Consider the following 26917-nt stretch of genomic DNA (forward strand, 5'->3'; position numbering starts at 1 on the left):
CGTATAATCACGCCAAATCGATTATATAAATAAGGCGCATTGTACACGATTGCAAGGGCACTGTTAAACCTACTTTTGCCAACTGATAAAGACACTTTACATACAGATAGTGAACTTTATATCTAAGTGCTACATTAAGGTTTAAGTGCTAGCACGACTAAATGCATTAGCAATCGCCAGAAAACTCTCTGCTTTTAATGAAGCACCGCCAACCAATGCACCATTGATCATAGAGTCGGCAGCAAAGCTATCCGCATTATCGGCATTGACACTACCACCATATAAAACAGTCATTTCATTCAAACTATCCGCAAAATCTGCCACTGTCTGCTTTATATGCTGATGGGTTTTACTGACCTCCGTCACGGTCGGTACTTTACCCGTACCAATTGCCCAGACAGGCTCGTAAGCAATAATCAGACGATCAGATAATGAAGCAGCTATATCTGGTTGTTGAACCAATAAGTCTTTGATGACGGATAATTGGCCATCGATTACTTCTAGTGTTTGATTTGCATCATATTGCGTTTGGGTTTCACCGATACAAAGTACCACACCTAAGTCTTGCGTTAATGCATGAGTCATTTTTTGCAATAAGCACTCATTAGACTCTTGATGATACTGGCGGCGCTCAGAATGACCCAATAACGTCCACATTGCACCCGTGTCAGCCACTTGCTGCGCAGAGCAATCGCCTGTATAGGCACCTGTACTCGCACTATGAGCACTAATGTTTTGTGCAGCACACAATATAGGCGTACCTTTTAAACGAGTACTGACAGCTGCTAAGTGAATACAGCTTGGTGCCACCATTAAGTTGCAATGATTATTTGAAAGCTCAGTACCAGCCTCTGCTCCATCATCTATTGCTGTCAATAAGCTTTCTAACAACGTATCGACGTCTTGACTCGCGGCTGGATTCTGTTTCCAATTACCTATTACCCAAGCTTTCATACTCATCTACCCTGTCTCATGTATTCCTGCCAATTCGGCTAATATGCGCGCCAGTATAACAAATAATTCCCAAGTGCTATAGTATGCTGCTATCCGCAAAGAAACAGCCTGTTAAGACAAATACTAAAATGACATTATTATAAATGATGTTTTTTACGGGCTAGTCGCTTAATAGTCTATATAAAGTTTTTAAACTAAAGTAAAGTTCTATACTATTGCATCTACCTATAAAAGACTATGATTAGTCATCTGATGTATTGAGCCGATGATGGCATATACTATTAATAACAACTATCTATTGAACCTCTTACAAAAACACCTTTTCATCAATTTTCATTAGCAACAGTCCAAGGGGTAATGATGACTGATAAAATGTGTCTGTCAAAGACTATAAATAGTATCTAAATTTCAGGCAAATATACAGAATACTTGGTATCAAGGAGAGGTCATAATGTCTATCACATCTAATAAGTATGGTGGTTTAGCACATCAGCTAATCAGCGAAGGTATTGTTAGCGAAGCAAACATGAAAACCGCACAGTCTGAGTCGCAACAGCAACAAATAGGACTCGTATCTTATTTAGTAGATCACAAACTCGCCGATGCTTATCATCTTGCTAAGATGCTGTCACAGGCATTTGGCGACCCGCTCTTCGATCTTGATGCCTTAAGCAATGATGTCGTTCCAAAAGATTTAGTAGACGAAAAAATCGTTCGTAAATTTAATGCGCTGCCACTCTTTAAACGAGGTCAACGATTATTTGTCGCGTTGAGTGATCCCACTCGCGTCGATGCTATCGATGCCATTGCATTTAATTCACGACTGTCTATTGAAACCATCGTCGTTGAAGAAGATAAGCTAAAGAAGCGTATTGAAAGCCTTTACGCTGATACCATGCAAAGCTTTGATAGCTTCAATGACAGTGATTTAAACGTTGATTTTGACGATGGTGAAGACGACGAAAATGAAACCAAGCTCACAGATAGCATTGATGAAGCCCCTGTTGTAAAGTTTGTTAATAAAATGTTGGTTGACGCGATTCGGATGGGTGCCTCTGATTTACATTTTGAGCCATATGAGAAAACATATCGTGTGCGATTTCGCGTCGATGGTGTGATGCAAAGCATGGCTAACCCTCCTGTACAGCTGGCAGGTAAAATTGCAGCACGCTTAAAAGTAATGTCGCAAATGGACATCTCAGAGCGACGTATACCGCAAGACGGACGTATTAAATTAAAACTATCTAAAAACAAGGCCATTGATTTTCGGGTAAACTCTTTACCAACCTTATTTGGCGAAAAAATCGTTTTACGTATTTTGGATCCCTCATCTGCCATGCTCGGTATTGAAGCTTTAGGTTATGAACTCGACCAAAAAGAGATGTTTTTAGAAGCACTGAACAAACCACAAGGCATGCTACTTATTACGGGGCCGACTGGCTCTGGTAAAACGGTCTCACTCTATACAGGCATTAATATTTTAAATACTGGGGCAACCAACATCTCTACTGCAGAAGATCCCGTCGAGATTAACCTAGAAGGTATCAATCAGGTCAACGTCAACCCTAAAGTAGGCTTAACTTTTGCCAATGCGCTTAAATCTTTTTTACGCCAAGATCCGGATATTGTGATGGTTGGTGAGATTCGTGACCTTGAAACGGCTGAGATTGCGATTAAAGCTGCGCAAACAGGTCATATGGTCCTCTCAACACTTCACACCAACTCTGCTCCCGAAACGCTAACCCGCTTAAAAAACATGGGAGTTGCATCATTCAACATTGCCACCTCAGTCAACCTCGTCATCGCCCAGCGATTAGCACGCCGCTTATGTAAAAACTGTAAAAAACCTATCAATATTCCACGGCAGAGCCTGCTCGAGCTCGGCTTTACTGATACAGATTTAGACAATCCGGATAGCATCATTTATGAGCCAGTTGGCTGTAATGAGTGCCGTGAAGGTTATAAAGGCCGTGTGGGTATTTATGAGGTAATGAAAGTTAGCTCAGATATTTCACGAATTATCATGGAAGATGGTAATGCGATAGATATTAAGGATGCGGCTCTGAAGAATGGTTTTCGGGACTTACGCCGCTCTGGTATTTTGAAAGTACTACAAGGAGTAACCAGTATTCAAGAAATGATGCGTGTTACCTCAGAGTAGCTATTTCTAGCTCGTAAGTAATATCGTTATGTGTATAAGCTTTGCTTTGTCAGCCAAACTTTTAGAAAACAGCAATACTACCCACCAGATATACTTAAATATAAAACAGATATATACTGGTTTTTTACGTTAAAATAAAGTATGCCGTTTTTAAATAGTGAGTCAGGCATCGTTATACATCTTTGTAATATCTATATTAGACAATATTTGAGGGTAGTGCCATGGCAAAAGTGAAGACCGACATGCTGTTAGACTTTGTCTATGACGGGGTGAACCGACGCGGACAGAAAGTGAAAGGGGAAACGACTAGTCGTAGTTTGGAACTAGCGAAAGCAACTTTGCGTAAACAAGGTATCTCTGTCAAAGGCATCAAGAAAAAACCTAAACCTCTATATACCTTCAAAAAGTCTATTAAGCCTATCGATATTGCCATTTTTGCTAGGCAGTTAGCAACTATGATGAAAGCAGGTGTACCACTGACACAATCTTTTGAGATTGTCGCTGACTCACTTGATAATCCTAGTATGAAAGAATTGGTCTTAAAAATAAAATATGATATCGAAGCAGGCGGCACCTTTGCCTCTGCACTACGTAACCATCCACGCTACTTTGATGACCTATTTTGCTCTCTTGTCGACTCTGGTGAGCAATCAGGTTCTCTTGAAACCATGCTTGAGCGAGTTGCGACCTATAAAGAAAAAAGTGAGTTACTTAAAGCTAAAATTAAAAAAGCCATGAAATATCCAATTGCTGTTATCGTGGTTGCTATTATTGTAACCATGATTCTACTAATTAAAGTAGTCCCAGTATTTGCTGATTTGTTCAGCTCTTTCGGTGCCGATTTACCTGCATTTACACAAATGGTAGTAGGAATGTCTGAGTGGATGCAGGCATGGTGGTTTGTACTAATTATCGTTATTGGTGGTGCCATTATTGGTTTTTCAGAAGCCAAAAAACGTTCTAAGAAATTTAGAGACTTTTTAGACCGCGCAGTACTAAAGGCACCGATATTTGGCAACATTGCTTATCAAGCGATTATCGCGCGTTTTTCACGTACATTGTCTACTACTTTTGCTGCTGGTGTGCCACTTATTGATGCTCTGGACTCTACTGCTGGCGCTACCAATAACGTTGTATTCTATAATGCGACTCAGCAAATCAAAAATGACGTTTCCACTGGTCAGCAATTACAATTTTCAATACGCTCAACCAACCTTTTTCCAAGCTTGGCCATTCAAATGGTCGGTATCGGTGAAGAGTCTGGTAGCTTGGAAGAGATGCTAGATAAAGTGGCCGTCTATTATGAAAACGAAGTTGATAACGCGGTTGATGGATTAACCAGCTTAATGGAACCAATGATTATGGCTGTATTAGGCGTATTGGTTGGTGGCCTAGTCATTGCAATGTACTTGCCAATCTTCCAAATGGGCGCAGTGGTAGGTTAAAAGCGAATTAAAGGACTGCTATTTCATGCAATTTATACAGTTACTACAAGATAATACGGCTATAGCTTTAGTCGTATTTGGTCTATTGGGTCTTTGTGTTGGCAGCTTTTTGAATGTGGTGATTCATCGTATACCACTAATGATGCTTTATGGTTGGCGACAAGAGTGCAGCCAGTTTATGTCTGAGCAAGTAGACTTGCCACATGAACATACTCTACCTCTAAAAAATATTGCAGCCGCTGACCAACCTATTACGTTGAGTCGTCCTGCCTCACGCTGCCCTCATTGTAGCCATAAAATTAAGTGGTATGAAAATATACCCTTGATTAGCTGGTTGGTACTACGTGGACATTGCTCAGACTGCAAGGCTTCTATCGGTCTGCGTTATCCTATCGTTGAGTTGGTCACTGCGCTACTGTCAGTATTAGTGATTTATCAATTTGGGGTTAGTGCTGCGGGAGTGTCAGCGTTACTGTTAGTATGGACGCTCATTGCCTTAACAGGAATCGATTTTGATACTCAGTTACTACCAGATCGCTTAACCTTTCCTTTAGCAGGTTTAGGACTAGCCGTGAACTCACAAGGCTGGTTTGTCTCACCAACTCAGTCAATTTGGGGTTTATTGCTTGGCTTTTTATCATTATGGGTAGTGGTTAAAGTGTTTTTTCTTATCACTAAAAAACATGGTATGGGACAAGGAGACTTTAAGCTTTTAGCAGTATTAGGAGCTTGGCTCGGTCCTATGATGTTACCGTTGATTATCTTACTATCTTCTTTGCTAGGGTCAATTGTTGGGATTATCCTAATGAAAAAACAAGGTGAGAGTAAACCGTTCGCCTTTGGTCCTTATATCGCTATTGCAGGTATCGTTGCTTTATTGTATGGCTCAGAGATTGTCAGCTGGTATCTCGGTATGTATCCTTAATAGTGTATGACAAAAAAAACAGGTTAGGACAGCAAACTATCGATCTTTAACGATCCTACTTGAAAGCTATATTTTTCAATTGGCAACTGCTACTATTATCATACCAATCAGATAAGTCATCATTATGTCAAAATACACAATCAATTCTTCACCCTACTCGCATCAATCGCAAAGTCTGCAAACTAAAAGTAAGACCTTAGTAGTCGGTTTGACAGGTGGTATTGGTAGTGGAAAATCTGCTGCTAGTGCTTGGTTCGCCGAGCAAGGTATTGATATCATTGATGCTGATGTCATTGCCCATGAAATCGTTGCTAAAGGCAGTTCGACCTTGCGCAAAATTCAGAAGAAATTTGGTGACTGGGTATTGAATGGTGATGGATCAATGGATCGAGCGGCCGTAAGAACGCACGTATTCACACATCCTGATGCATTAATTGAGTTAGAAGCGATCACTCATCCTGCGATACGCGAGACAGCAAAAGCTCAGTTAGCGGCTAGTACCACACCTTATATAGTATTGTCAGCACCGCTACTCATCGAAGCTGCAGAAGCAGGGCTAGCAAATTTATGCCAACGTATTCTAGTAATGGATGCCACTGAAGACACGCAGCTGGCACGTGCCAGTCAACGTGACGAGCAAAGCGTGCAAAAGATTAAAGCCATTATGGTCAATCAGCTAAGCCGAGAAGAGCGCAATCGTCATGCTGATGATGTGGTGCTAAATGAAAGTAATCTTGCAGATCTATACTCGCAATTAGAACCACTACATCAAGAATATCTTATACTGGCCCAGCAGCTAAAGTTCGCTGCCGATTAACTTCGTATAACGCCATACCCGTGGCAACACTCACATTTAAACTCTGTAGGTTGCCATATTCATTCCCTGACATTGGAATATAAACCAGCTCATCGCAGCTCTCCATAGTCAGACGACGCATCCCTTCCCCTTCTGAACCCATGATAATAGCTGTCTTACCTGTTAAGTCCGCAGCATGTATCGGCTTGGCATCAGAATTGAGCGCGGTCCCAAAGACAAATACGCCTGCACTTTTTATTTGTGATAGCGTACGAGCAAGATTGGTGACACTAATGATCGGCATCATTTCAGCTGCGCCAACAGATACTTTGGCAACCGTTGGTGTGAGGCTTGCTGCATGGTGCTTTGGACAAACCACAGCATCCACGCCCATTGCTACAGCAGTACGCAAGCAAGCGCCAAAGTTATGCGCATCAGTGATTTGGTCTAAAACTAATAGCAAACACTGATCACGTCCAACAATAGTATCGAGCAAACCTTCATTAGCAAAGCCTAGTGGACGAGCATTTAGCACGACGCCTTGATGTTGCGGGCTACCACATAATTGCGTGAGATTGTCTTTTTGCGTTGGCTGAATGCTTATGCCATTGGCGCTTGCCTGTGCCATAATCGCTTGGACATGACTATCAGTCTCGCGGCCTTGCTGTACAAACAAGCTAAGCCCATCAAGAGGACGGTGTTCGAGTAAGGCATCAATTGCATGAATACCATAAAAGTAAATAGGTTTTGCCATAGTAGGCCTACTAGTTATAAAGTGATTGTTTGTAAGGTGGTCAACGCCTAATGCGATAAGACAGAAAGAGAATAGAGAAGTGATTGTAGCAAGTCATTGTGAATAAAAGGGTGTGACAATTGAAAAAGAAAGAAACAATGCCAATTCAGTATTGTTTCTTTCTTTTGAATGAGAAGTGCTTGGCATGGTAAATGGTAAGCCACTAAACTATAATTTTAAGCGGCTGGTTCCGATAAAGACCCGCCAATCAAATTAGCCTTCTAGGTGACAAACATACTGTACGATTTCTTCGGTACGTAAGTTAAAACCACTATTGCCTTCAACCACGAATGACTGACCTGCACGGTAGTAACTGAACGCTTCTTCGCCATTTGTTTTGACTTCACACTCACCGCTGATGATTTCGATACGCTCAGAGGTGTTGGTGCTAAAGTGATAGTGCTCGACCAAATTATCACAAGGCAAAATTACGCCCAATGTCTTATGTCGACCATCTTCGAACATAATAGTATGGCTAGAACAACGACCATCATAAGATATCGTTGCGTGAGCATTGACTGTTACATTAGTAAATTGCGCCGCTGTCATAGTGGCTTCCTTATCAAATAATTATTGCAAAACTAAAAAATAAGTAACTGGGTAGAGTACCGTGAAAGTGTATGTTTTAGAAAATATAGATTCTAATTTGTGTTTTCTATTATTCTAGAACCTGTGCTCTAGCTGTGGGCGCAGGCTCTACAAAGACGATATATCATCATAGCTGAGCTTCTTACCTTTAGTACTATACCCGCTTAATTTGAAAGTATTGTGACTCATTGTCATGTAACATAAGGTATAAAAGCTAGCCAGTAAGAGTTTATCATTATGTTAGATTATGCTACCACATTATCTCTATAAAGTTTGTTAAAGCGGTTAGGAAAATTTTATCTAATGCCAATTCTAGAATGTCTTTGCAGCTGAATATTTAATGCTAATATATCACTAGAATTTGATTAACTTATTCAATTTATAGCTAATATTGGTCATCAAATAACAACGATGAACCATTAGCTTTTGCAAAATTTTTAATAATATTTTTCCTTCAATTTATTGTATTCATTGCTATTAAGGTTTGTATTTGACCCCATTTAACACCATAATATTTGCTAATTATCGTTATCTAGCTAGGGCGTGTCTTCAATTCACTCGATATTCATCTAAATGGGCTAAAAATGGCTAAATCTTGCCAAACCACGTCAAATAGCTAGTTAATATCCCAATATTATCTGCACTATTTTTCTTGTTTGACGGCAATTTATCTCACTTTTATCACCATTTTTAAAATGAAGACACGCCCCAGTATTAGTACCTGAACGATTTCACTTCCTTATTAATCCTATTTTAGATATGGCTTTACTGTTTTATAAGTGAAGCTCACTGTCTATCATGAGAGGCGTTGATGCTAGTATCATTAACTTTACATCAGTTTGCGTTGATCGCTCAGCATGAGCTGAGTGTGGCTGAAGGCTTCAATGTCATCACTGGCGAGACTGGAGCTGGCAAGTCGCTCTTACTTGATGCGTTATCATTGTGTGCGGGTGAGCGTGCAGACAGTGCCATGGTCAGACATGGTGCTACACATGCAGATATTTATGCGCAGTTTGATGTAGAAAACAACCATGTCATTGCTGACTGGTTCGCTAAAAATGATAGAGCGCTAGAAGAGCCGGAAGTATTAATTCGCCGTCAGCTAAGTAATAACGGCCGCTCAAAGGCATGGTTAAATGGTGTGCCAGTCAGTTTGGCCGAGCTGAAAAGCCTCGGTACATTACTGGTTAATATTCATAGCCAACATGCTCAGCAAGCATTGCTTAAACCACAATTTGTGGTGAAATGGCTAGACGAAATGGCGCAAATCACACCTCTAGCCTTACAAACAGCCAGTAGCTATCAAACTTATCAGCAGCTCAAACGCCGCGCTGATGATATCGCTAGTCGTGAAGCTCAACGTCAAGATCGTATTCAACTTTTGCAAAGCCAACTAGCAGACATTGCCCCATTACTAGCCGTCGATTATGCAGAGGTCGAAGCAGAGCATGAAGAGTTGTCTAATATAGAAGCACTGATGCAAGAGGCCAGCCACGGCTTACATCTGCTCGATAATGATACAGATGAGCCAGATGTCATGACCCTACTAGGGCAAGCTATTAAGCTCTGTGACAATCAAATGAGCGTCAGCCAAACCTTTGAGCAAGCATCTGAACAGCTACATTTAGCACAGCAGCAAATCACTGAAGTGACTGGCCTATTATCAGATTATGCAGAGCAGCAGCTACCTGATCCTGAGCGCTTACAAACACTAGACAGTCTTATCAGCTTGGGGCATCGTTTATCACGAAAGCACAGCTTGCCAGCCAGTGATTTAATTGAGGAAGCAAAAGGCTGGGAAACACAATTAGAACAATTAGAAAATGAGCCAAATAGCGATGCAATGGCGGCACAAATTGAACAAGCTTGGCAAGAATATCTAACACTAGCCACCCAATTAAATAAAGAACGCACTAAAGCTGCACCAATTGTCAGTCAACAACTGATTAAGCAACTACAACCGCTTGCGCTACCCAATGCCCGCTGTGAGTTTGTCTTTACCAAAAAAGCAGATCCTAGCCAATATAGTGCGCAAGGTTGTTTTGATATTGATCTGTTATTCAGCGCCAACGTCGGCATGCCAATGCAGCCACTGCATAAGATTGCATCAGGTGGTGAGCTGTCGCGGATGGCACTGGTCATGCAAGTATTGCAAGCCACCAATGCGGACAATAACGCTGCCAAGCCAATGCTAGTATTTGATGAAGTCGATGTCGGTATCAGTGGAGGCACGGCGCAAGTCGTCGGCGAGTTATTACGTGAGCTTGGCCGTACGCAGCAATTATTGGCCATTACTCACCAAGCACAAGTAGCGGCGCAAGCGCATCAGCATATCTTGGTACAAAAGCACCATCAGGAGCAGACTGAAAGTGAGCTGTTAATATTGACCGATAGCGCACAGGTCGATGAGCTAGCACGTATGTCCGGTGGTGTGATTATTACTGACGTTACCCGTGACCATGCTCGTAGTTTATTGACGGATGTTAAGTAAACATTCAGAGTTCATCATCAGCCCCACATCATGGCTAAATATTTGCTTTAGTTGATTTTTTACTCACTATCGCCATATAGTGGTCTTTCACCTTCATTATTAGGTTTTGCTTGTCTCTATGTCTAAAACCAATTTGACTCATCATTTCTTAATCGCGGCGCCAGAACTGTCAGACCCAAGGTTTGAGCAGGCGCTAATCTATATCTGCCGTCATGATAAGCACGGTGCACTCGGCCTAGTCATCAATCGTCCATTAGAGCAATCACACGTGGGTAAGTTGCTAGAAGACTTAGATATTGAGGTCACTGATCCACAGGTAATGGAAGATTTGGCATTAGAAGGCGGCCCTATGTATCCTGAGGTTGGCTTTGTACTACACACAGGACAGCCAGAATGGGCGTCATCTTTTGCTATCTCAGAGAACGTCTGCATCACGACCAGTCAAGATATTCTTAAGCGTATCGCTGCTGGTCAAGGCGTTGGACACTATCAATTGTGCTTGGGCCATGCCAGCTGGGGCAAAAAACAGCTAGACCAAGAGTTGAACAATGGCGATTGGTTGGTCTGCCCTGCGGATCTAAATTTATTGTTCGATACGCCATTTGAAGAGCGCTGGCAAATAGCCGCTGATAAAATCGGGATCAACTTTGATTACCTAAGCAGTGATATCGGACACGCTTAACCTCAGATGTTCCATGAATACAGAAATAAAAATCAAAACAGGATACATCCGTTACTATGGTAGATAGCACTCTCATAACAGATAGCACCAATGCAATAGAGACTGATACTGGCGTTGCTGAAGCGACCGTTAAGCCACATCTTGTCTTAGCCCTAGACTATGGCGTCAAAAAAATGGGCATGGCACTTGGTAATACCATTACCGAGACAGCGCGTGCTTTTGATATTTTAGCGATGAATAATGGGCAGCCAGACTGGGATAATTTACTCGGTATTATTAAGGTGTGGGGCGTGTCGAAGGTAGTCGTTGGCCTACCGCTTAATATGGATGGTAGTAGCTCGATGCTGTCTAAGCGTGCGCATAAATTTGCTCGTCGCCTAGCACATAGAGTTATGGAGCAGCATCTGCCAGTGGTCGTGTCACTCTGTGATGAACGCCTGACCTCAGTCGCAGCGCGAGAAATCGCTTGGGACAATGGCTGGATTAAGAATGAGCGCGACCCTATTGATGATATTTCTGCATGTATCCTGATGTCGACGTATTTTGCTGATCCGAATAGTAGTATTGCCATCGATGCAATCAAAGCAGATTAATTTAGCAACTAGCATGTCACTCCTATGCCAATAATTTCTGCTATATAGTGGATTGACCATATCATCTAAACGGATAAATGACTGATTATTATGACTACTGTTTCAGACCAATCCACGCAAAATAAATCGCAACATGGTTTTTCTCCGCTCGCTATTGCTCGTATCAAAGGCGCACAACGGATAAACCAAGTCGCAATTTATCTCATTTATGCTGCTATCTTTGCGTTTATGGTCTTTGGCACCATTGCCAGTATCAAAGCGTTCCATGATAACCAACTGCTTTATCAACTATTTTATAATTTGCCATACGCCTTGGTTGCGCTCACGATTCCTATTACGCTTTATGACGCCTTAGTCGTTTATCGTTATCGTTTGAACCAACCTTCGATGATTGCCATGAGTATCGGCGTATCGACCATTATATTGATTGGTGGGCTATTATTCGCTGACACGGCATGGTTAGGATTATCCTGTTGGTTAGGAGTGGCCTTTTTATTCAAAGTGAGCTTTAAGCGCTTTTTCAACTTTTTAGAAGTGGCTGATTTGCCTGATACTGACGAAGTGCTAGAGACAGAGGTTGTAGAAAAATCAGAAAGCATATCCTAATAAGCACATCAACAAACTATCCATTATCAAACTTATCTCTTAGGTTTATTAAAACAATTATGACAACTTCAATAACAGATATTTCTATCAGCCATCATCTGGACACGCAGGGGCTTATTTGCCCTGAGCCTGTGATGATGTTACATCGAGTCATACGCAAAGCAGACAGTGGCGAGGTGATTGAAATACTGGCCACTGACCCTGCTACCACTCGTGATATTCCTAATTTCTGTCGTCATTTGGGTCACGAACTGTTGACTCAAGAGACGCTGGCTGAGAACGTGAGCCTAGATACTGACACTGATGAAATCAAGATCGATAGTGATGATACTGTACCCATGAGTGTGACGCTTTATCGCTATTTGGTTAAGAAAAAATCGCTTAAAAACGTTCAACAACTTTAGATCACTAATAATATAAAGATATCTTTGATTTATACGAGATATATCTTTCACAAAAGGTAGGCTACTACGTGTTACAAACAGAAAAGCAGTATGTACAATGGCAAGAAAACGAAACTCTACGTAATGCTCTTTGGTTGTCTGAAAGCAATCATATGCCACCTGCACGCATTGTATTGGTCGATGATACAACGACCGCAGATGACGCTTACCGTTTGGCTTGCGAAGGCACATCACTACTATGGCGCGGTGACTTTCATAATGCACGGCAATTGCTACAAGCACTTGGTCGTCGCATAGATCGCACGAATGAACGCTCTGAACAGCGTAAAATTAAGAAAGCGGCGAATAAACCTAACACAGCAAAGGTTAAAGGCATTCCCAACTTATTTCATCAGCAGCGTCAATTACAAGCCCAGCGCTCACGCATATTAAGCCGTTTGCTACTAGAGCTTGATGCCAGTTATGTCAGCCAACTACGCCGTGCCCCTGATATGAGTGCGGCCTGCACAGCAGCTTTTGGTGCAATCGATGAGCCATGCGTATTATCATTTCGTGATATGCAAGGCGCACTTGGCGCGGCAGGATGGCGCGAAAAAGGCGTCCCAATAGACAGCTTAGGGTTATCGATTTTTCCACATTATGGTGTGTTTGCGCCGACCCGTCATGAGTATGTGCAGCTGTTGCTCGATGCACCGCTACCAGCGACTCATGATGTCGCCTATGACATCGGTACTGGCACGGGTTTATTGGCCATTATCTTAGCGCAGCGCGGTGTCCCACAAGTAATAGCCACTGACTTAAATCCGCGTTCTTTAGCATGTGCTAGCGAGAACTTTGAGCGTTTGACGTTATCTGCCGTACAGTTACAGCAAGCGGATTTATATCCGACTGATGCGCCACTTGCTAATCTAATTGTTTGTAATCCACCTTGGTTACCAACTAAGCCAAGCTCACCGCTCGAATATGCAGTCTATGATGCCAATAGCACGATGTTGCGTGGGGTGTTGCAGGGTGCTAAACAGCATTTAGCTGAGCACGGAGAGCTTTGGTTGATAATGTCGGACTTAGCTGAGCACCTGCAACTGCGCACCCGTGATGATTTATTAAGCTTGTTTGCCGATGCTGGATTGGCAGTAAAATACCGTCTAGATACAAAAGCGAAGCATGGTCGTAGCCAAGATGATACCGACCCGCTACATGTCGCGCGCAGTGCTGAAGTCACTTCATTATGGTGTTTAACGCTTATCTAACAGTCAATCATCGAGTATTGAATTATGAGTCGTGATCGTGCCGTGCAACAGCGCCAACCCAAGGCGCTGGCAGTAGATGACGAACCCAGTTATATGACTGAGTTTCGTCAAGCCATGCTGGCACGTGGTCTAGCGACGCGTACTCGTAATGCGTATGTCCGCGACCTACGCTCCTGCGAGCTGACCAATCCTATCGCCCTGACACGCTGGCAGCCTGACGACGTGCTGCACTGCTTATCAACCCTCACTCAAGAAGGCAAAACCCCACGTACCCAAGCACGCATGCTCTCAAGCTTGCGTCAGTTTTATCTGTGGATGATTGCCAGTAATCTGCGTGAAGACAATCCTTGTGAACGTATCAAAAGCCCAAAGCTGGGTCGTCCATTACCGAAAGATTTGGCCGAGGCTGATGTCGATAATCTACTTTCTGCCCCTGATACCAGCACTGCACTCGGACTGCGTGATAAAGCCATGTTAGAGGTGCTATATGCCTGCGGGCTGCGTGTGAGCGAATTGATTAATCTCTCATTAGAGCAAGTGAATCTAAACGCTGGCTGGCTACAAATCACAGGGAAAGGCAATAAAACGCGACTGGTACCACTAGGCGAATATGCAAACGATGCGCTAGAAGATTATCTAACGCATGCTCGTGGTGATTTGATTGCGCATTTAAAATCAGGAAATTGCCAAGCGGTATTTTTAACGGCGCAAGGTGGCTATATGACACGGCAGAACTTTTGGTATTTGCTTAAGAAATACGCCAAAGTTGCGAGTATCGATAAAGAACTGTCACCGCATACGCTGCGTCACGCTTTTGCCACGCATCTACTTAATCATGGCGCGGACTTACGTAGCGTGCAATTATTGCTAGGACATAGCGATTTATCAACGACGCAAATCTATACTCACGTGGCGACAGCGAGATTGCAGAAATTGCATGCGGAGCATCATCCTAGAGGGTGACTTATAAACTTATTTAGTCTAAAAAAATATTAAATTTGATTAAGGCAAAAGTTAGTTATAACAATCATCAGTTAAGTTATCAAGTGAATTAGAAAGCTTAATGTCAGTAGCAAACATTGCACTTCCCTCAGAGAAGCCGTATCTAACAAATACAGGGTTGAACCCTTTCCGCTTGAAGCTATAGGTTGCATTCGAACCTGTGTAGCCAAAGCTTTCATTACACTTCGATTCAACTTCTTTAACGACACCTTGACCAAAGAGCTTATTTAAACTGTTTTTTGAAGTAGGAAATCCGCCATTACTTATTACTATGTTTACTGAGTTAAAAAAGTTCTAGCACCCTCAACCCTAATATCCATTGCACCTATATTGGGATTACGGTCGTTACCTAATTGACCTTTACCAGTCATGATATAGTCATGTTTACCTACTTCATAATAAGGCCAAATCCAGCCTACATCTTCGATATCGTCTATACTCTCCCACCCTTTAACGTTATATTCAACATTTTCAGGTATAGCCACTGCATTGATAACAGAGTCAAGCTGTCCTGCAAATGCAGGCATAGAGACGGTAACTAATAGAACAAGAAATACTAAATTAGTTTTTTTCATTTTTAATCTCAACTCTATGATTTAGAATAAATTATACTTATGTTTGCTTTATATGTAATCATTGGGTTAATATTGTTGCTATTTTATTTTAGGGTAATGTCTGATGGCAAGCTATATCGATAGTAATTTAACCACCAACGAACGAATTATTAAAAATGCTAAAGTATCATGGTGGTCTCAATGGCAAATGATTTTGCTTGGGGTTTTGACTATTGGTTTCATGATTGGAATAATATTTTTCATTTTTGCAATTATACGTGTTATGACTACTGAGCTTGCACTAACAAACAAACGAGTTATTGCCAAAACCGGTTTCATTAGACGTGATACTGTTGAGCTTCGCTTAGAAAAAGTGGAAGGTCTAATTATTAATCAAGGAATTATAGGCCGTATTTTTAATTATGGCACAGTAATCGTTTCTGGTACCGGTGGCATTAGAACGCCTATTCCTTTCATAAACGATCCAATCAATTTTCGTCGGGTAGTTAATGAATTTTTAGAAAATCCGGAACAGTTTGACTAATATAGAAAATATAAGCTTATTTACTTATATAATATATAACAGGGCATCACAGAAGTGGTGCCCTTTTTCTTGGAATTTAGCGTATAAACACTATAATTCCAGTTTAGAAAAAAAGCTAAACATGGATCAAATTGATTTTCTGCCCTAATAGTAATAGTATCCTGACGCAGACAATGGCTCCCTTTACAGTTCTACGTAATACAATTCGATGAATAGATAGCTGCAAACCTACCTTTTTCTCGCTACAATACGCGTATGATGTGCACGCTGTATAACTGAGCAACGCACCGCCTTTTACTTATCCATTATCTGAGAATCTCATGAGCCATAGACCACCTGCTGACCTACTAAAAAACGCCCAACACTGGCGCGAAGATATTAACTTTCGCCAAGATGTACTGGGCAAGCCGTTTGATTTTTCGACCACGTGGGGTATTTTTTCACCACAAAAGCTTGATGATGGTAGCTTGATGCTGCTTGATTATATTGACTTTGAAGCTGACGATGATTCAATAGATTTGGGCTGCGGCTATGGTGTGCTTGGTATGACAGCAGCGCGTGAGTGTCCAAATGGTCTGCATACGTTAATTGATAAAGACTTTATGGCAGTAGAATATGCGCGCCGTAACTGTGAGAAAAATGGTCTTAATAATGTCGATGTGCATTTATCAAATGGCTTCAATCATGTGGCAAAAGACAAAGACTTTAGCTTGGTGATGTCGAACTTGCCGGCCAAAGTGGGTAAAGAGCAGCATTATTTGTACTTCCTCGATGCCTATGCACGCATGCGTAAAGGCGGCCGTTTTTATGTAGTGACCATCAATGGTTTGCGCCAGTTTGTGAAGCGTTCATTTACCGAAGTGTTTGGCAACAGCGATAAGGTCAAGCAAGGTAAAACATACACCATTACCATGGCAACTAAAGACTAATCCCAACCGCCAAAAATACGATTAGCTGTGTCAAAGTCGCTTAGCCTACAATGCGTAGTACTTGCGCTCTTTTTCCTTGCTACTCTAATTTTTGTAAATGGTATAAATTTTTGAAAATGATACAAATAAGAAGCCCGCTAAAACATAGTGTTTTAGCGGGCTTCTTTGTGGCAAATGATATCTGGCTACATCTGCCGTTTGAGCAAATAGCCACCCAATATCGCACTAGCGATGATCGGTAGTAGCACCATCAATAATGGCGAAAACCCTGTCGCGAGCGAGACAAAGCCCACCAAGTCTTGCACATAACTAAACAGCAAACCAAACAATAACGCCACTACGATACGCAAGCCTAAGCTATGCGTACGCAATGAGCCAAAGACGAATGAGCAGGCAACGATCACCAATGACAGAATAGACAACGGCGATAGCAGCTTTTGCCAAAATGCCAGCTCATGACTTAAGGAGCGTGTGCCTTGTTGACTCATAAACTGACGATGCTCATACAATTGAGTCAGAGATAAATCCTCTGCTTTACGAGTCAGTAAATACACCGACTCAGGGGCAAACGGCAGACTTAAAGTATCTGACGGTGAGATGGCTTGACTGCTATCAAAACCCTGACTGATATTCAGTTTGGTCATATTATTCAGCTGCCACTCGTAACGATACTGCTCGCTTGGCTCATCAGTAGTGGTGTCAAGTGGTTCGCGACCGATATATTTTCCATCCTCAGCATGAACAGCTGTTTGCAAGCTACCATTATTATCCAAATGCCAGCGTTTTACTTCACCGATATTGCCTTGTACATCAGCATAATCAATATACAGAACGTCGCTACCATCAGGTGTCGTGCCGCCATCCTCTGCTCGCGCAAAACGTGGCTGCACTGTCCAGTAGCCACGTACCGAAGTGACCAACGAACGGCTATCTGCATCGTTGATCTCTTTTGCCAATTGATTAGAAGCAGGTAAGACAAACTGATTGATTGCCAATGCGATTAACACAAAAATCATTGCAGGCTGTAGCACCCAGCCGACGATGCGATATACACTCACCCCAGCGGCACGCATCACTACCAGCTCGCTTTTGTTAGCGAGTAAGCCCAAGCCTACCACAGCACCAAGTAACGCACCCGTTGGAATAAACTGCTCTAAGAAGTAAGGCGAGCGATAAAAAATATATTTAATCGCCTGACCCATCGTGTAACTGTCATCTAGTGAATCAAGCTCTGATAGATAGGAGAACACTAGCTGCAACGCCCACAGACCTAAAACTGCTCCGATAATCGCGAGCAACGCATTGAGTTTGACGTAGCGACTAAGGACTTTTAGATTGGCAGGTCTTTTCGCAAACTTAGCTTTAGGGTTTTGAGAGCCAGTGTTTGGAGCATTAGTATTTTGAGACTTAGCATCCTGAGATTTGGAGAATAAAGCACTCATTAAGGTTGCCCTCCTTGTGAGCCATTGCTCTGACTGTCAATAGTTAGTGGCTCACTCTCTTGTTTGCGAAAGCGTAATCGATGCTGCACGCGGCTGCCCCAGTTCATATAAAGCGCTAGTGCCATAAACCCAAGCACCAACCACGCATTAGCCCATACACTCACACTGCCTTTACTCACTGCATTTTTGAGTGAAATAATACCCAGTGCACAGCTGACGAATAATAAAATAGAGGGGAACAGACGTAACCAGCGACCTTGACGCGGACGTACTTGCGCGAGTGGTACGGCCAGCATAGGCGCGATAATCATCAACCACGGTAAGGCAAAACGATACCCAAGCTCACCTTGTGCTGCTCGTAGTGCATTGGTATTGCCCACTTGCCCGCTACCAGCCGCCGCCTGCCATAGTGGGCCTATCTCTTGCGTTTCGATATTGTCTTCGGTTACCGCTTCTTTGGATGATTCAGTCAACGTGATGCGATAACGATCAAAACCCACTTGATTGTATTTTAGACTGCCTGCACCAACTTCATAACGGCGACCTTGGAATAAATCCAACTGGGTCACGCCGCTATCTCCCGTGTCTACTTGCTCAGCACGATTGGCGAGTGTGATGGTGTCTTTGCTAATATTAGCATTGATAACAGCGGCTGGTAGGTCTGGTATATCTAATGATTCTGCCGTTTCTGGATCGATACTGTTACTGGTATCAACCGCTGCCTTTTTAGCCGCACTACCCTTTGCTTCAGGTTCAGACTGAATAAGGATCACATTCTGTAATTGTTTTTTATCATCACTCAAGCTACCGACATACAAATGATAATTGCCACTACTGATAAATTCATTCGGACGTATCAAATCAAAAGCACTGGTCAACGCTTGCTGCTGCCAAACACTCTCAGAAGAGCGTACGCCCCACGGTTTTCCGACAATTGAGAGCGCGGCTTCACCGACGAACAGTGCCAATATCAAGGGCGTTATCAAGCGGGCAAGCTTGCCACGCGAGACGCCACTGGCATTGATGACGGCCATCTCTTGATCGACGTACAGGCGTCCAAACACTAGCATGAGTGCGATAAAAAACGCTAAAGGTAAAATCAGCTCTAAAAAGTACGGCAAATTATAACCAATGATGGTAAATAATAAGCTGATATCCAAGTTACCTTCTGCTGCAATGCCAAAGTAACGTATTAAACGACCACCGAGCATCATCACCACTAAAAACCCCAATACCAGAGCAGTGGTTGAGGCAACTTGTTGGGTCATGTAGCGGCGTAATATCACAATAGGCACTCTTAAAAGGGTTGGTATTCGCACTAATTAATTACACAATTATTGACAGAGTACTGACAAATTCAAGCGCGATAATTGAGTATTATAGGGACAGCACCGCTTAGTCAAAGACTTAAGCAGGTATAAAGATTATAGCGTCACTTGTTAGTGACACCCTATAAATACTGGCGATAAAGATAACCGCTAATGCTAGCATGTTTTGCCTAAAAATGGCGGTGAAATGTGTTTGGAAACATTACATTCCTATTGCTGATAGCCCATACCCATTCAGTAGATGATAGACCATAAAGCAGTAAATGAAATATATATTCGTTATTAGTCATATTAACAGCGAGGCTTGTAGCAACGTTTAAGTTGACCATGCTTCTGTTGTGGCATTTTTGCTTTATTTATTTTAGAAAGGTTTGTTTGTCATTCGTATCATGTCACGCGGATGACTAAGATTAATTGCTAGACTGAATGACATCTGTTGAATATTCAAAAAATATGTTTATGCCATACGGAGAAACACAACTAATGAATAAAACCACGTCTATACCCTCTACCCTACTTGAGCTCGCTGGTGGCTCATTCGATACGCTTGATTGGTCCAATTGCGCTATCGTCCTTATCGATTATCAAAACGAATATGTCGATGGCGCCATGCCATTAGGGCAAGCTGGCACCAAAGCCATCGCCAATGCGCGCTTACTGCTGGATAAAGCCCGTCAGCAAGATATCCCTGTCTTTCATATCATGCATCACGGTCCAGAAAATGGTAATGTCTTCGATCCTTTGTCACCCAACATCGAGATTGTCGAGCTATTAAAGCCGCATGATGGCGAAACAGTAATTGCCAAAAAGCATCCCAATTCTTTTCACGACACACAGCTTCAAGCACTTATTATAGCGGCACAAAAAAAGCAGATTATCTTTGCTGGCTTTATGAGCCATATGTGTGTCAGCTCAACCGCCCGCGCCGCATTTGATTTGGGTTTTCAGAACTTTGTGTGCCATGACGCCTGTGCCACTCGTGACCTACCTAGCGCCACGAAAGAAACGATAAGTGCCAACGTCATGCATGACACCGCCATGGCAACACTACAAGATAGATTTGCCGCGATGGTAACGACTGATGAGCTGGTTAACAGTTAGGGCATATCCTCAACTCAAGCGATAGTCATCTAACTGGGCTAAAAATGGCTAAATTTTGCCAAACAGCGTCAAATAGTTGGTTAATATCTCGATATTATCTACACTATTTTTCTCGTTTGACGGCAATTTGTCTCATTTTTATCTCCATTTTTGAAATGAGGACATGCCCTAGTTAACTATTTTACCCAATATGACTCACCATAAACCATTCATACAGTATTAAATGATTGTGTAAATTGGTACAGCAGAATGGTTCAAACTCATTACCCGAGACTTGCTAACTGCGCACTGTCATCGCAATATGCTACACTATTGTGGTTGCTCGATAGACCAAATAATCTAATAATCTAATAATCTGATAGGTATAAGCAATCACACAAACCCTGTAATTTTCATAACTCTAATAAGGATAACTATATGAATATTAAATTGTCTCAGCACTTACCAAAGACTCATACACAAAAAATTCTAAAAAAAGAAGCAAAGAGCAAAGATGAAGCTTGTTTGGTCGTTTTAATCAATGACAAGAAAAACATCTTAGCTGAATCTGCTCTGACCGATTACACGGCACGTATTGAGCAATTGATTGACGTGTCACATTTCAAAGGTAAGGCTGGTGAAACGGTTGTTGACTATGCATTGGCAGGCGACAAAAAAACCACCAAGCAAAACCCTGTACAACTGTTATTGGTCGGTGTGGGTAATACGGATAAGTTCAACAACACTGTCCTGCAAAAAATTGCCAACACTATTTATAGCAGCACGCAAAAGCGTGTGTCTTCTATCACTGTCGCATTGGGTGATGCTATAGAAGAAAATCACTTCGGTCAATTTGCGCTTAATCTGTTGGCAGCGAGCTACCGCTTTGATAAATATAAATCTGAGCAAGCCACGCCAGTACTAACTGATATCTACCTAGTTGCTGATGCTGCATTACAGCCTGCGCTAGCATTTGCACAGTCAGTATTTGCAGGTCAAAGTCTGACTCGCGATGTAGCCAATGAACCAGGTAACATTTGTTTCCCAGCTTACATGGCAGAAAAAGCCCAAGAGCTTGCAGCAACCTATCCTGACCTACTAACCGTTAAGGTACTGGGCGAAGATGAAATGTCAGCATTAGGTATGCATTGCTTCTTAGCAGTCGCACAAGGCTCTACCAAAGAAGGCAAGCTCGTACTCATGGAGTACCGCGGTAAGTCTAACTTCAGTAGTGATGCTGGCTCTACCAAAGCAACAACTAGCAGCGCTAAAGTTAGCGGCGGTCTAAAAGCATTGGCTGATAAATTGCCAACCAAAAAAGCGGCTAAAACCACCGATGCGAATGTGCAAGCAACAAATGATGATGCTCCTATCGTATTGGTCGGTAAAGGCGTAACGTTTGACTCAGGCGGTATCTCTATCAAGCCTGGTGCGGCAATGGATGAGATGAAATTTGACATGGGTGGCTCGGCTTCAGTATTAGGTACCATCAAAGCATTGTGTGAAGCGCGTCTACCAATCAACGTAGTCGGCGCGTTAGCCTGCGCTGAAAACATGCCATCAGGTGATGCTACTCGCCCAGGCGATATCGTCAAAGCTATGAATGGTCTATCAGTTGAAATCTTGAATACTGATGCTGAAGGTCGCTTGGTATTGGCAGATACTTTATGCTACGTACAGCGTTATCAGCCAAAAACAATTATTGATGTTGCAACCTTGACTGGCGCTTGTGTGGTTGCACTTGGTAGTGTTCGCTCGGCCGTCTTTAGTAATGACGAAGACGTATTGTTTGACTTAGAAAATGCTAGTAACTTATCAGGCGATCTCATTTGGCATATGCCGTTAGATGACGAATATCAAGCGCAGCTCGAATCACCTATCGCTGATTTGCAAAACATCGGTGGTAAAGGTGCAGGCGCCGTCACTGCTGCTTGCTTCTTGTCTCGCTTTGTAGAAGAAGGTCAAGCATGGGCGCATTTAGACATCGCTGGCACGGCATGGAACTCAGGTAAAGACAAAGCCGCAACTGGTCGTCCAGTACCACTATTTATGCAATATCTAAAAAATAGCGCGGATATGGTTTAGTCAATCAATGACAGTCAATTTATGAAAACCACTTGATGAAAGTCACTTTATGAAAACAATTCTATGAAGATTAGTTTTTATGTTTTAAGCGAGAGTAAAGCCCAAGATTTCTTGGGCTTTATTTGTCAATTGACCCAAACGGCGCTCAATAAAAGCACGCAGTCACTGCTGATTCTTATCGAAGATGATGCGTTACTGTCGTCGCTTGATGAAGCACTTTGGGCACAAGAGGCCACGAGCTTTATACCACATCAATGCCTTTTGGATACGGGTGCGCAAGGTACTGATATTGAAAGCACCGATGTGGATGCTGCTATTGCCAATACTGATAACCAATCGTTAGCACCTGTGCTACTTGGCAACCATATGCCAGCCGACTTTAAGGGAATCGTGCTCAATACTACGATACGTCCCGTGAATACCTTTATGGCAGCGACTAGTAATGCGCAACCAACTCGAGTGCTTGAGCTGATAAAACCTGATGCGACCAGTGTTGAAGAAGGTCGTAATAAGTATAAAGCTTATCAACAATCAGGCTATGAGCTGACTCATTTCAAAGTTTAAGTTGCAGCCAGCGCCCTAACTTCTCTTCATGTCTCACGAAAAATTACGATTTCTCATCAGAGAATATTCGCCAATTTTTTCATATTAAGTCTCTACCTTCACCTTACCCGCCTATGCCGGTTCGTGGTAAAGGTAGGCGCTTATCCTAAAAAATGCTACCATCCTTCGATTATTTTTCTGTTTTCACTATAAACGTCTTATTTACAGTCAAATTATTTCAAAATGGCGACAGAGCAACCGAGCGTACACTGCGTATTTTAAGCAAGGTTAATGCGGTAACTGTTTATAAATAATTTGGAGTATTGACTAAATCGAGGATGTATAGATGCGTTCACTAATTGCGATGTACCAGCGTATAGGGCTAGTGCCGCTCATTATTATTGGTTTAATTTTAGGAGTATTGATTGGTTGGCTAGCACCAGGAATCGGTATTGCATTGGGACTACTGGGTACGCTGTTTGTGGGTGCACTAAAAGCCGTTGCTCCGATACTGGTATTTGTTTTGGTCATGGCTGCTATCAGCCAACACCGTAGCGGCAACAAAGTTTATGTCAAACCTGTACTTATCATGTATATGTTCGGCACTTTTTTGGCTGCACTGACCGCAGTCGGTGCCAGCTTTTTATTCCCGACTAACTTAGTCTTGATAAATGCAACGATTGAGCAAGTACCACCAGCCAACTTAGAAGCCGTATTGACCAACTTACTGATGAACTTGGTGGCCAACCCTATCAACGCCATTGCTGAAGCCAATTATATTGGTATTCTAGCATGGGCCATCATCATTGGTTTTGCGCTGCGTCAAGCCAGTGATACTGCACGAACAGTGGTCAGTGACTTTTCTGATGCAATCTCGCAAGTGGTCAAATGGATCATTGCGCTAGCACCTTTCGGTATCTTAGGCTTGGTCGCAAATACCGTCGCTGAGACAGGCTTTGCTTCTTTGGCAGGTTATGCACGTATCTTGATGGTGCTTATCGGCTGTATGCTATTTATCGCGTTGGTCGCCAACCCTCTTATCGTGCTAGTCAAAACAGGTAAAAACCCTTATCCGCTCGTATTCAGATGCCTACGTGAATCAGGGATTACGGCTTTCTTCACTCGCAGTTCAGCGGCCAACATTCCCGTTAATATGAACCTTGCGCGCAAACTAGGTCTGCACGAAGATACTTATTCTGTGACTATTCCACTCGGTGCCACTATTAATATGGCAGGTGCAGCGATTACGATTAACGTCTTAACGCTTGCAGCAGCACATACTTTAGGTATCGAGGTGAGTTTTGCATCAGCGCTTCTACTGAGTCTGGTCGCAACCATCAGTGCTTGCGGAGCCTCTGGTGTTGCTGGTGGTTCATTGCTACTGATTCCGTTAGCTGCCAGCTTATTCAACATTCCAAACGATATCGCTATGCAAGTAGTTGCGATTGGCTTTATCATCGGGGTGATACAAGATTCGGCAGAAACAGCGCTGAACTCCTCAACGGATGTACTATTCACAGCAGCCGCTGATCCGACGTATTCTCGTTAATTTATAGAAAGTTAAACGCTATAAATAGAGAAACTAAAAACAATAAAGGGCCCAATTTAGCATTGAGGCCCTTTTTTATTGGCTCTGTTTTACTGGCTATTTTTTACTGCTAATTCGACTACTTTAGATGGTGAATATCCACTTCTACCACTGGTGCTTGCAGGTCTAATTGGCGTTTTAATTGGCGTAATTGCTCCACCTCATCTAATAGCTCCAGTATTAAACCAATCGCAGGGACACTGGCTTCAAAGTCGCGGCTAAGTCGTGAGGCACGGCGCACTGTCGTCAGCTGATAACCAGTAAACTGCTCACGTTCTGGCACATCATATTCAATAATATTTTCTTCAATCAATTCGATGACCCATTGGCGTTCTTGGCCACAGGCAGATACTAGCTCATCTAAGCTCATGATAATATCGGTCAATTCAGGCGAGTGTTTCATAGCTATTATCCTCGTTTGCGCTTTATTTCATCGTTATCGTATGGTCTTCATCTCTATTGCAGTGGTTTCTGACTGTTATTAAGCACTGTTGCTAAGCATTTCCATTGCCATTAACGTTCTATACTCGTCTCGGCAAAGGCTTGTTTTAATTGCTCATAAGCTTGGCTAGCAGCCTCAGTATTGATATCAGGATTAATAATATTCAGGGTTAAATATAAATCCCCCACTTGCTTGGCTGGAATGCCCTTACCTTTTAGTCGTAGATTGCTGCCAGACTTACTGTTTTTAGGAATGGTCACACCAAGTTTGCCTGCAGGCGTACTGACCGTTATTTTCTCACCCAAAGCCGCTTCCCATGGCGCTATATTGACAGTCTGATAGACATCAGCACCTTCTATCCTGATATTGTCTGCATGCAAGATTTTGACTTTTAGAAATAAATCACCATTTTTACCACGACCAGCACCCGCTGCACCCTGTCCTGCTAGACGAATCTGCTTGCCATCAGTGATGCCTTTAGGAATCTTAATTTTGAGCGTTTTATTATCATAATCTACGCTGCCATTGGTCTGACGAACGGGGACGTTTAATTTGATACTGTAGTCGTCACCATTATAGACCGAGGCCAAATCAACCGTAATCTCTGCATGTTGGTCTTGACCTTTGCTATCTTGCGACCCAAAACCGCCACGTTGTGATTGTCCACCAGCTTGACCATTAGTCGAGCCACGCGCGCCATGACCAAATGCTGAAAAAATATCATCGAAACGAAAGCCACCATCGCCATAGGCTTCGCCATCACCGAACTGGTCTTTGACATCTTCCCAACGGAATCCACCCTGACCACTGCCGGCGGATTGTCCACCGAAGCCACTGGCACCAGATTGACCTGCAAATGGATTGTCTAACATGGCATCATATTCAGCACGTTTGTCTTTGTCTCTGATGGTCTCGTAGGCATTATTAATCTCCGCAATCTTGTTATCAGCATCTGGATGATCACTCACATCAGGATGATATTGACGAACGAGCTTACGGTATTTTTTTTTGATATCGGCGTCTGAGGCGTCTTTTTTGACCCCTAAAATGTCATAGTAGTTTTTCTCTGCCATGTTATTAGTCCTTACCATCTCAGCTCTTATATTATGTACACAATAGAAACTACTCAAATCTAATTAGCATCTAGGTACTGCCTGCCCATTATAAAAATAACTCATTGTATGTATATAAGCATACTCTACTTTGATTCTAGCATCATCCATATTGATGGTTATTGAATAAATGTTAGCCTGCTTTCAGCAGTTATTTGACTATTCAGACATAAAAAAAAGAGCAAACAGTCGCTGTTTGCTCTTTTTATCAAAGGCTTAATAATACATCACTTAATGGCTGATTAATTAGTAAGCAATATTAGCAATGCAATAATAAGTAATCTTATCGGCAGAAAACTTTAGCTGTACGAGGGGTATAAATACCAAAAGTCACTAAGCCTAGCGCGATGTCTTTAGCCTCTTGTACGGTTTGTACTTTAGCAACGTTTTGGGCGCCGCCGCAGACTTCAGCAGCATTGACAGTCTGCGCTTGCCCAATACCACTAATAAAGAAAGTCTGTGACTTAGTATACTCTGGGACAATATTTTGGGTTGGTTGGATAAGAGCTGTTTGAGTCGCACAACCTGATGCCAACAATACTGAACCCATCAATGCCGTTGTTAATAGTTTTTTCATAAT

26 protein-coding genes are annotated in these 26917 nt (G+C 42.5%); 17 read left to right on the forward strand and 9 right to left on the reverse strand.

Annotation, left to right across the window (positions count from 1 at the left end):
- Positions 1–141: 141 nt before the first annotated feature.
- The gene (gene tpiA / locus ACZW67_RS04780; protein WP_465182341.1) at positions 142–954 is read right to left on the reverse strand and encodes a triose-phosphate isomerase; all 813 of its coding nucleotides are present in this window, start codon (positions 952–954) and stop codon (positions 142–144) included.
- 451 nt (positions 955–1405) lie between these two features.
- Here tpiA and pilB point away from each other — a divergent pair, with 451 nt between their 5' ends.
- The 4 genes from pilB (at position 1406) to coaE (ending at position 6302) form a co-directional block, all read left to right on the forward strand.
- Entirely contained in the window at positions 1406–3115 is a 1710-nt protein-coding gene (gene pilB, locus ACZW67_RS04785) for a type IV-A pilus assembly ATPase PilB (protein ID WP_465182342.1), read from the forward strand.
- Between the two features lie 221 nt (positions 3116–3336).
- Complete coding sequence (locus ACZW67_RS04790) at positions 3337–4560, forward strand: type II secretion system F family protein (protein WP_465182343.1); 1224 nt, start codon at positions 3337–3339, stop codon at positions 4558–4560.
- 25 nt (positions 4561–4585) lie between these two features.
- Positions 4586–5485 carry a prepilin peptidase gene (locus ACZW67_RS04795; RefSeq protein ID WP_465182344.1) on the forward strand — a complete coding sequence of 300 codons (900 nt, stop codon included), beginning with the start codon at positions 4586–4588 and terminating at the stop codon, positions 5483–5485.
- 124 nt (positions 5486–5609) lie between these two features.
- Positions 5610–6302, forward strand: coding sequence for a dephospho-CoA kinase (gene coaE, locus ACZW67_RS04800; protein WP_465182345.1), 693 nt, complete (start codon positions 5610–5612; stop codon positions 6300–6302).
- Here coaE and rlmB read toward each other — a convergent pair.
- Entirely contained in the window at positions 6265–7035 is a 771-nt protein-coding gene (gene rlmB / locus ACZW67_RS04805; protein WP_110922079.1) for a 23S rRNA (guanosine(2251)-2'-O)-methyltransferase RlmB, read from the reverse strand. The two genes, coaE and rlmB, sit on opposite strands and share 38 nt — an antisense overlap.
- A gap of 252 nt (positions 7036–7287) precedes the next feature.
- Complete coding sequence (gene ppnP / locus ACZW67_RS04810) at positions 7288–7623, reverse strand: pyrimidine/purine nucleoside phosphorylase (RefSeq protein ID WP_465182346.1); 336 nt, start codon at positions 7621–7623, stop codon at positions 7288–7290.
- Positions 7624–8473: 850 nt separating this feature from the next.
- Here ppnP and recN point away from each other — a divergent pair.
- From recN to xerD, 7 genes are all read left to right on the forward strand, one after another.
- On the forward strand, positions 8474–10153 hold the full coding sequence (gene recN, locus ACZW67_RS04815) for a DNA repair protein RecN (protein ID WP_465182347.1): 1680 nt from the start codon (positions 8474–8476) through the stop codon (positions 10151–10153).
- A gap of 118 nt (positions 10154–10271) precedes the next feature.
- Positions 10272–10835 carry a YqgE/AlgH family protein gene (locus ACZW67_RS04820; protein WP_194196217.1) on the forward strand — a complete coding sequence of 188 codons (564 nt, stop codon included), beginning with the start codon at positions 10272–10274 and terminating at the stop codon, positions 10833–10835.
- Positions 10836–10891: 56 nt separating this feature from the next.
- Positions 10892–11428 carry a Holliday junction resolvase RuvX gene (ruvX, locus tag ACZW67_RS04825; protein WP_201588965.1) on the forward strand — a complete coding sequence of 179 codons (537 nt, stop codon included), beginning with the start codon at positions 10892–10894 and terminating at the stop codon, positions 11426–11428.
- Positions 11429–11518: 90 nt separating this feature from the next.
- Positions 11519–12034, forward strand: coding sequence for a hypothetical protein (locus ACZW67_RS04830; protein WP_465182348.1), 516 nt, complete (start codon positions 11519–11521; stop codon positions 12032–12034).
- 59 nt (positions 12035–12093) lie between these two features.
- Positions 12094–12438: a sulfurtransferase TusA gene (gene tusA, locus ACZW67_RS04835; RefSeq protein ID WP_465182349.1), complete on the forward strand. Its 345-nt coding sequence runs from the start codon at positions 12094–12096 to the stop codon at positions 12436–12438.
- A 68-nt stretch (positions 12439–12506) separates the two neighbouring features.
- Entirely contained in the window at positions 12507–13688 is a 1182-nt protein-coding gene (locus tag ACZW67_RS04840) for a methyltransferase (protein ID WP_465182350.1), read from the forward strand.
- Between the two features lie 24 nt (positions 13689–13712).
- Positions 13713–14651, forward strand: a complete 939-nt coding sequence (xerD, locus tag ACZW67_RS04845; RefSeq protein WP_465182351.1) for a site-specific tyrosine recombinase XerD — start codon at positions 13713–13715, stop codon at positions 14649–14651.
- Between the two features lie 314 nt (positions 14652–14965).
- Here the strand turns inward: xerD and ACZW67_RS04850 are convergent, their stop codons facing one another.
- Positions 14966–15265 carry a hypothetical protein gene (locus ACZW67_RS04850; RefSeq protein WP_465182352.1) on the reverse strand — a complete coding sequence of 100 codons (300 nt, stop codon included), beginning with the start codon at positions 15263–15265 and terminating at the stop codon, positions 14966–14968.
- A gap of 103 nt (positions 15266–15368) precedes the next feature.
- Here ACZW67_RS04850 and ACZW67_RS04855 point away from each other — a divergent pair, with 103 nt between their 5' ends.
- Complete coding sequence (locus ACZW67_RS04855; RefSeq protein ID WP_465182353.1) at positions 15369–15788, forward strand: PH domain-containing protein; 420 nt, start codon at positions 15369–15371, stop codon at positions 15786–15788.
- Positions 15789–16108: 320 nt separating this feature from the next.
- A complete protein-coding gene (locus ACZW67_RS04860; protein WP_465182354.1) occupies positions 16109–16717 on the forward strand; it encodes a class I SAM-dependent methyltransferase in 609 nt (202 codons plus the stop codon).
- Positions 16718–16902: 185 nt separating this feature from the next.
- On the opposite strand, the gene lptG is transcribed toward ACZW67_RS04860, so the two are convergent.
- Both lptG and ACZW67_RS04870 read right to left on the reverse strand, forming a co-directional pair.
- Complete coding sequence (gene lptG, locus ACZW67_RS04865; RefSeq protein ID WP_465182355.1) at positions 16903–18159, reverse strand: LPS export ABC transporter permease LptG; 1257 nt, start codon at positions 18157–18159, stop codon at positions 16903–16905.
- Positions 18159–19427, reverse strand: a complete 1269-nt coding sequence (locus ACZW67_RS04870; RefSeq protein ID WP_465182356.1) for an LPS export ABC transporter permease LptF — start codon at positions 19425–19427, stop codon at positions 18159–18161. Before ACZW67_RS04870 ends, lptG begins: the two co-directional genes overlap by 1 nt.
- Before the next feature lie 543 nt (positions 19428–19970).
- Between ACZW67_RS04870 and ACZW67_RS04875 the strand changes: the two genes are divergently transcribed.
- From ACZW67_RS04875 to sstT, 4 genes are all read left to right on the forward strand, one after another.
- Entirely contained in the window at positions 19971–20588 is a 618-nt protein-coding gene (locus ACZW67_RS04875; protein ID WP_465182357.1) for a cysteine hydrolase family protein, read from the forward strand.
- A gap of 417 nt (positions 20589–21005) precedes the next feature.
- A complete protein-coding gene (locus ACZW67_RS04880; protein WP_465182358.1) occupies positions 21006–22652 on the forward strand; it encodes a leucyl aminopeptidase in 1647 nt (548 codons plus the stop codon).
- 63 nt (positions 22653–22715) lie between these two features.
- The gene (locus ACZW67_RS04885) at positions 22716–23216 is read left to right on the forward strand and encodes a DNA polymerase III subunit chi (protein WP_465182359.1); all 501 of its coding nucleotides are present in this window, start codon (positions 22716–22718) and stop codon (positions 23214–23216) included.
- Positions 23217–23541: 325 nt separating this feature from the next.
- Positions 23542–24744, forward strand: coding sequence for a serine/threonine transporter SstT (sstT, locus tag ACZW67_RS04890; protein ID WP_201549701.1), 1203 nt, complete (start codon positions 23542–23544; stop codon positions 24742–24744).
- A 118-nt stretch (positions 24745–24862) separates the two neighbouring features.
- On the opposite strand, the gene ACZW67_RS04895 is transcribed toward sstT, so the two are convergent.
- From ACZW67_RS04895 to ACZW67_RS04905, 3 genes are all read right to left on the reverse strand, one after another.
- A complete protein-coding gene (locus ACZW67_RS04895; RefSeq protein WP_465182360.1) occupies positions 24863–25186 on the reverse strand; it encodes a chaperone modulator CbpM in 324 nt (107 codons plus the stop codon).
- A gap of 110 nt (positions 25187–25296) precedes the next feature.
- Complete coding sequence (locus tag ACZW67_RS04900; RefSeq protein WP_465182361.1) at positions 25297–26298, reverse strand: DnaJ C-terminal domain-containing protein; 1002 nt, start codon at positions 26296–26298, stop codon at positions 25297–25299.
- A 322-nt stretch (positions 26299–26620) separates the two neighbouring features.
- The gene (locus tag ACZW67_RS04905) at positions 26621–26914 is read right to left on the reverse strand and encodes a Bor family protein (protein ID WP_465182362.1); all 294 of its coding nucleotides are present in this window, start codon (positions 26912–26914) and stop codon (positions 26621–26623) included.
- Positions 26915–26917: the final 3 nt, after the last annotated feature.

This window comes from Psychrobacter sp. TPE 89C, from assembly GCF_055522395.1.

What these genes read in the sequence shown, in the direction of transcription:
- tpiA (WP_465182341.1), bottom strand. Translation starts at nt 954, where the DNA reads ATGAAAGCTTGGGTAATAGGTAATTGGAAACAGAATCCAGCCGCGAGT.
- pilB (WP_465182342.1), top strand. Translation starts at nt 1,406, where the DNA reads ATGTCTATCACATCTAATAAGTATGGTGGTTTAGCACATCAGCTAATC.
- ACZW67_RS04790 (WP_465182343.1), top strand. Translation starts at nt 3,337, where the DNA reads ATGGCAAAAGTGAAGACCGACATGCTGTTAGACTTTGTCTATGACGGG.
- ACZW67_RS04795 (WP_465182344.1), top strand. Translation starts at nt 4,586, where the DNA reads ATGCAATTTATACAGTTACTACAAGATAATACGGCTATAGCTTTAGTC.
- coaE (WP_465182345.1), top strand. Translation starts at nt 5,610, where the DNA reads ATGTCAAAATACACAATCAATTCTTCACCCTACTCGCATCAATCGCAA.
- rlmB (WP_110922079.1), bottom strand. Translation starts at nt 7,035, where the DNA reads ATGGCAAAACCTATTTACTTTTATGGTATTCATGCAATTGATGCCTTA.
- ppnP (WP_465182346.1), bottom strand. Translation starts at nt 7,623, where the DNA reads ATGACAGCGGCGCAATTTACTAATGTAACAGTCAATGCTCACGCAACG.
- recN (WP_465182347.1), top strand. Translation starts at nt 8,474, where the DNA reads ATGCTAGTATCATTAACTTTACATCAGTTTGCGTTGATCGCTCAGCAT.
- ACZW67_RS04820 (WP_194196217.1), top strand. Translation starts at nt 10,272, where the DNA reads ATGTCTAAAACCAATTTGACTCATCATTTCTTAATCGCGGCGCCAGAA.
- ruvX (WP_201588965.1), top strand. Translation starts at nt 10,892, where the DNA reads ATGGTAGATAGCACTCTCATAACAGATAGCACCAATGCAATAGAGACT.
- ACZW67_RS04830 (WP_465182348.1), top strand. Translation starts at nt 11,519, where the DNA reads ATGACTACTGTTTCAGACCAATCCACGCAAAATAAATCGCAACATGGT.
- tusA (WP_465182349.1), top strand. Translation starts at nt 12,094, where the DNA reads ATGACAACTTCAATAACAGATATTTCTATCAGCCATCATCTGGACACG.
- xerD (WP_465182351.1), top strand. Translation starts at nt 13,713, where the DNA reads ATGAGTCGTGATCGTGCCGTGCAACAGCGCCAACCCAAGGCGCTGGCA.
- ACZW67_RS04850 (WP_465182352.1), bottom strand. Translation starts at nt 15,265, where the DNA reads ATGAAAAAAACTAATTTAGTATTTCTTGTTCTATTAGTTACCGTCTCT.
- ACZW67_RS04855 (WP_465182353.1), top strand. Translation starts at nt 15,369, where the DNA reads ATGGCAAGCTATATCGATAGTAATTTAACCACCAACGAACGAATTATT.
- ACZW67_RS04860 (WP_465182354.1), top strand. Translation starts at nt 16,109, where the DNA reads ATGAGCCATAGACCACCTGCTGACCTACTAAAAAACGCCCAACACTGG.
- lptG (WP_465182355.1), bottom strand. Translation starts at nt 18,159, where the DNA reads ATGAGTGCTTTATTCTCCAAATCTCAGGATGCTAAGTCTCAAAATACT.
- ACZW67_RS04870 (WP_465182356.1), bottom strand. Translation starts at nt 19,427, where the DNA reads ATGACCCAACAAGTTGCCTCAACCACTGCTCTGGTATTGGGGTTTTTA.
- ACZW67_RS04875 (WP_465182357.1), top strand. Translation starts at nt 19,971, where the DNA reads ATGAATAAAACCACGTCTATACCCTCTACCCTACTTGAGCTCGCTGGT.
- ACZW67_RS04880 (WP_465182358.1), top strand. Translation starts at nt 21,006, where the DNA reads ATGAATATTAAATTGTCTCAGCACTTACCAAAGACTCATACACAAAAA.
- ACZW67_RS04885 (WP_465182359.1), top strand. Translation starts at nt 22,716, where the DNA reads ATGAAGATTAGTTTTTATGTTTTAAGCGAGAGTAAAGCCCAAGATTTC.
- sstT (WP_201549701.1), top strand. Translation starts at nt 23,542, where the DNA reads ATGCGTTCACTAATTGCGATGTACCAGCGTATAGGGCTAGTGCCGCTC.
- ACZW67_RS04895 (WP_465182360.1), bottom strand. Translation starts at nt 25,186, where the DNA reads ATGAAACACTCGCCTGAATTGACCGATATTATCATGAGCTTAGATGAG.
- ACZW67_RS04900 (WP_465182361.1), bottom strand. Translation starts at nt 26,298, where the DNA reads ATGGCAGAGAAAAACTACTATGACATTTTAGGGGTCAAAAAAGACGCC.
- ACZW67_RS04905 (WP_465182362.1), bottom strand. Translation starts at nt 26,914, where the DNA reads ATGAAAAAACTATTAACAACGGCATTGATGGGTTCAGTATTGTTGGCA.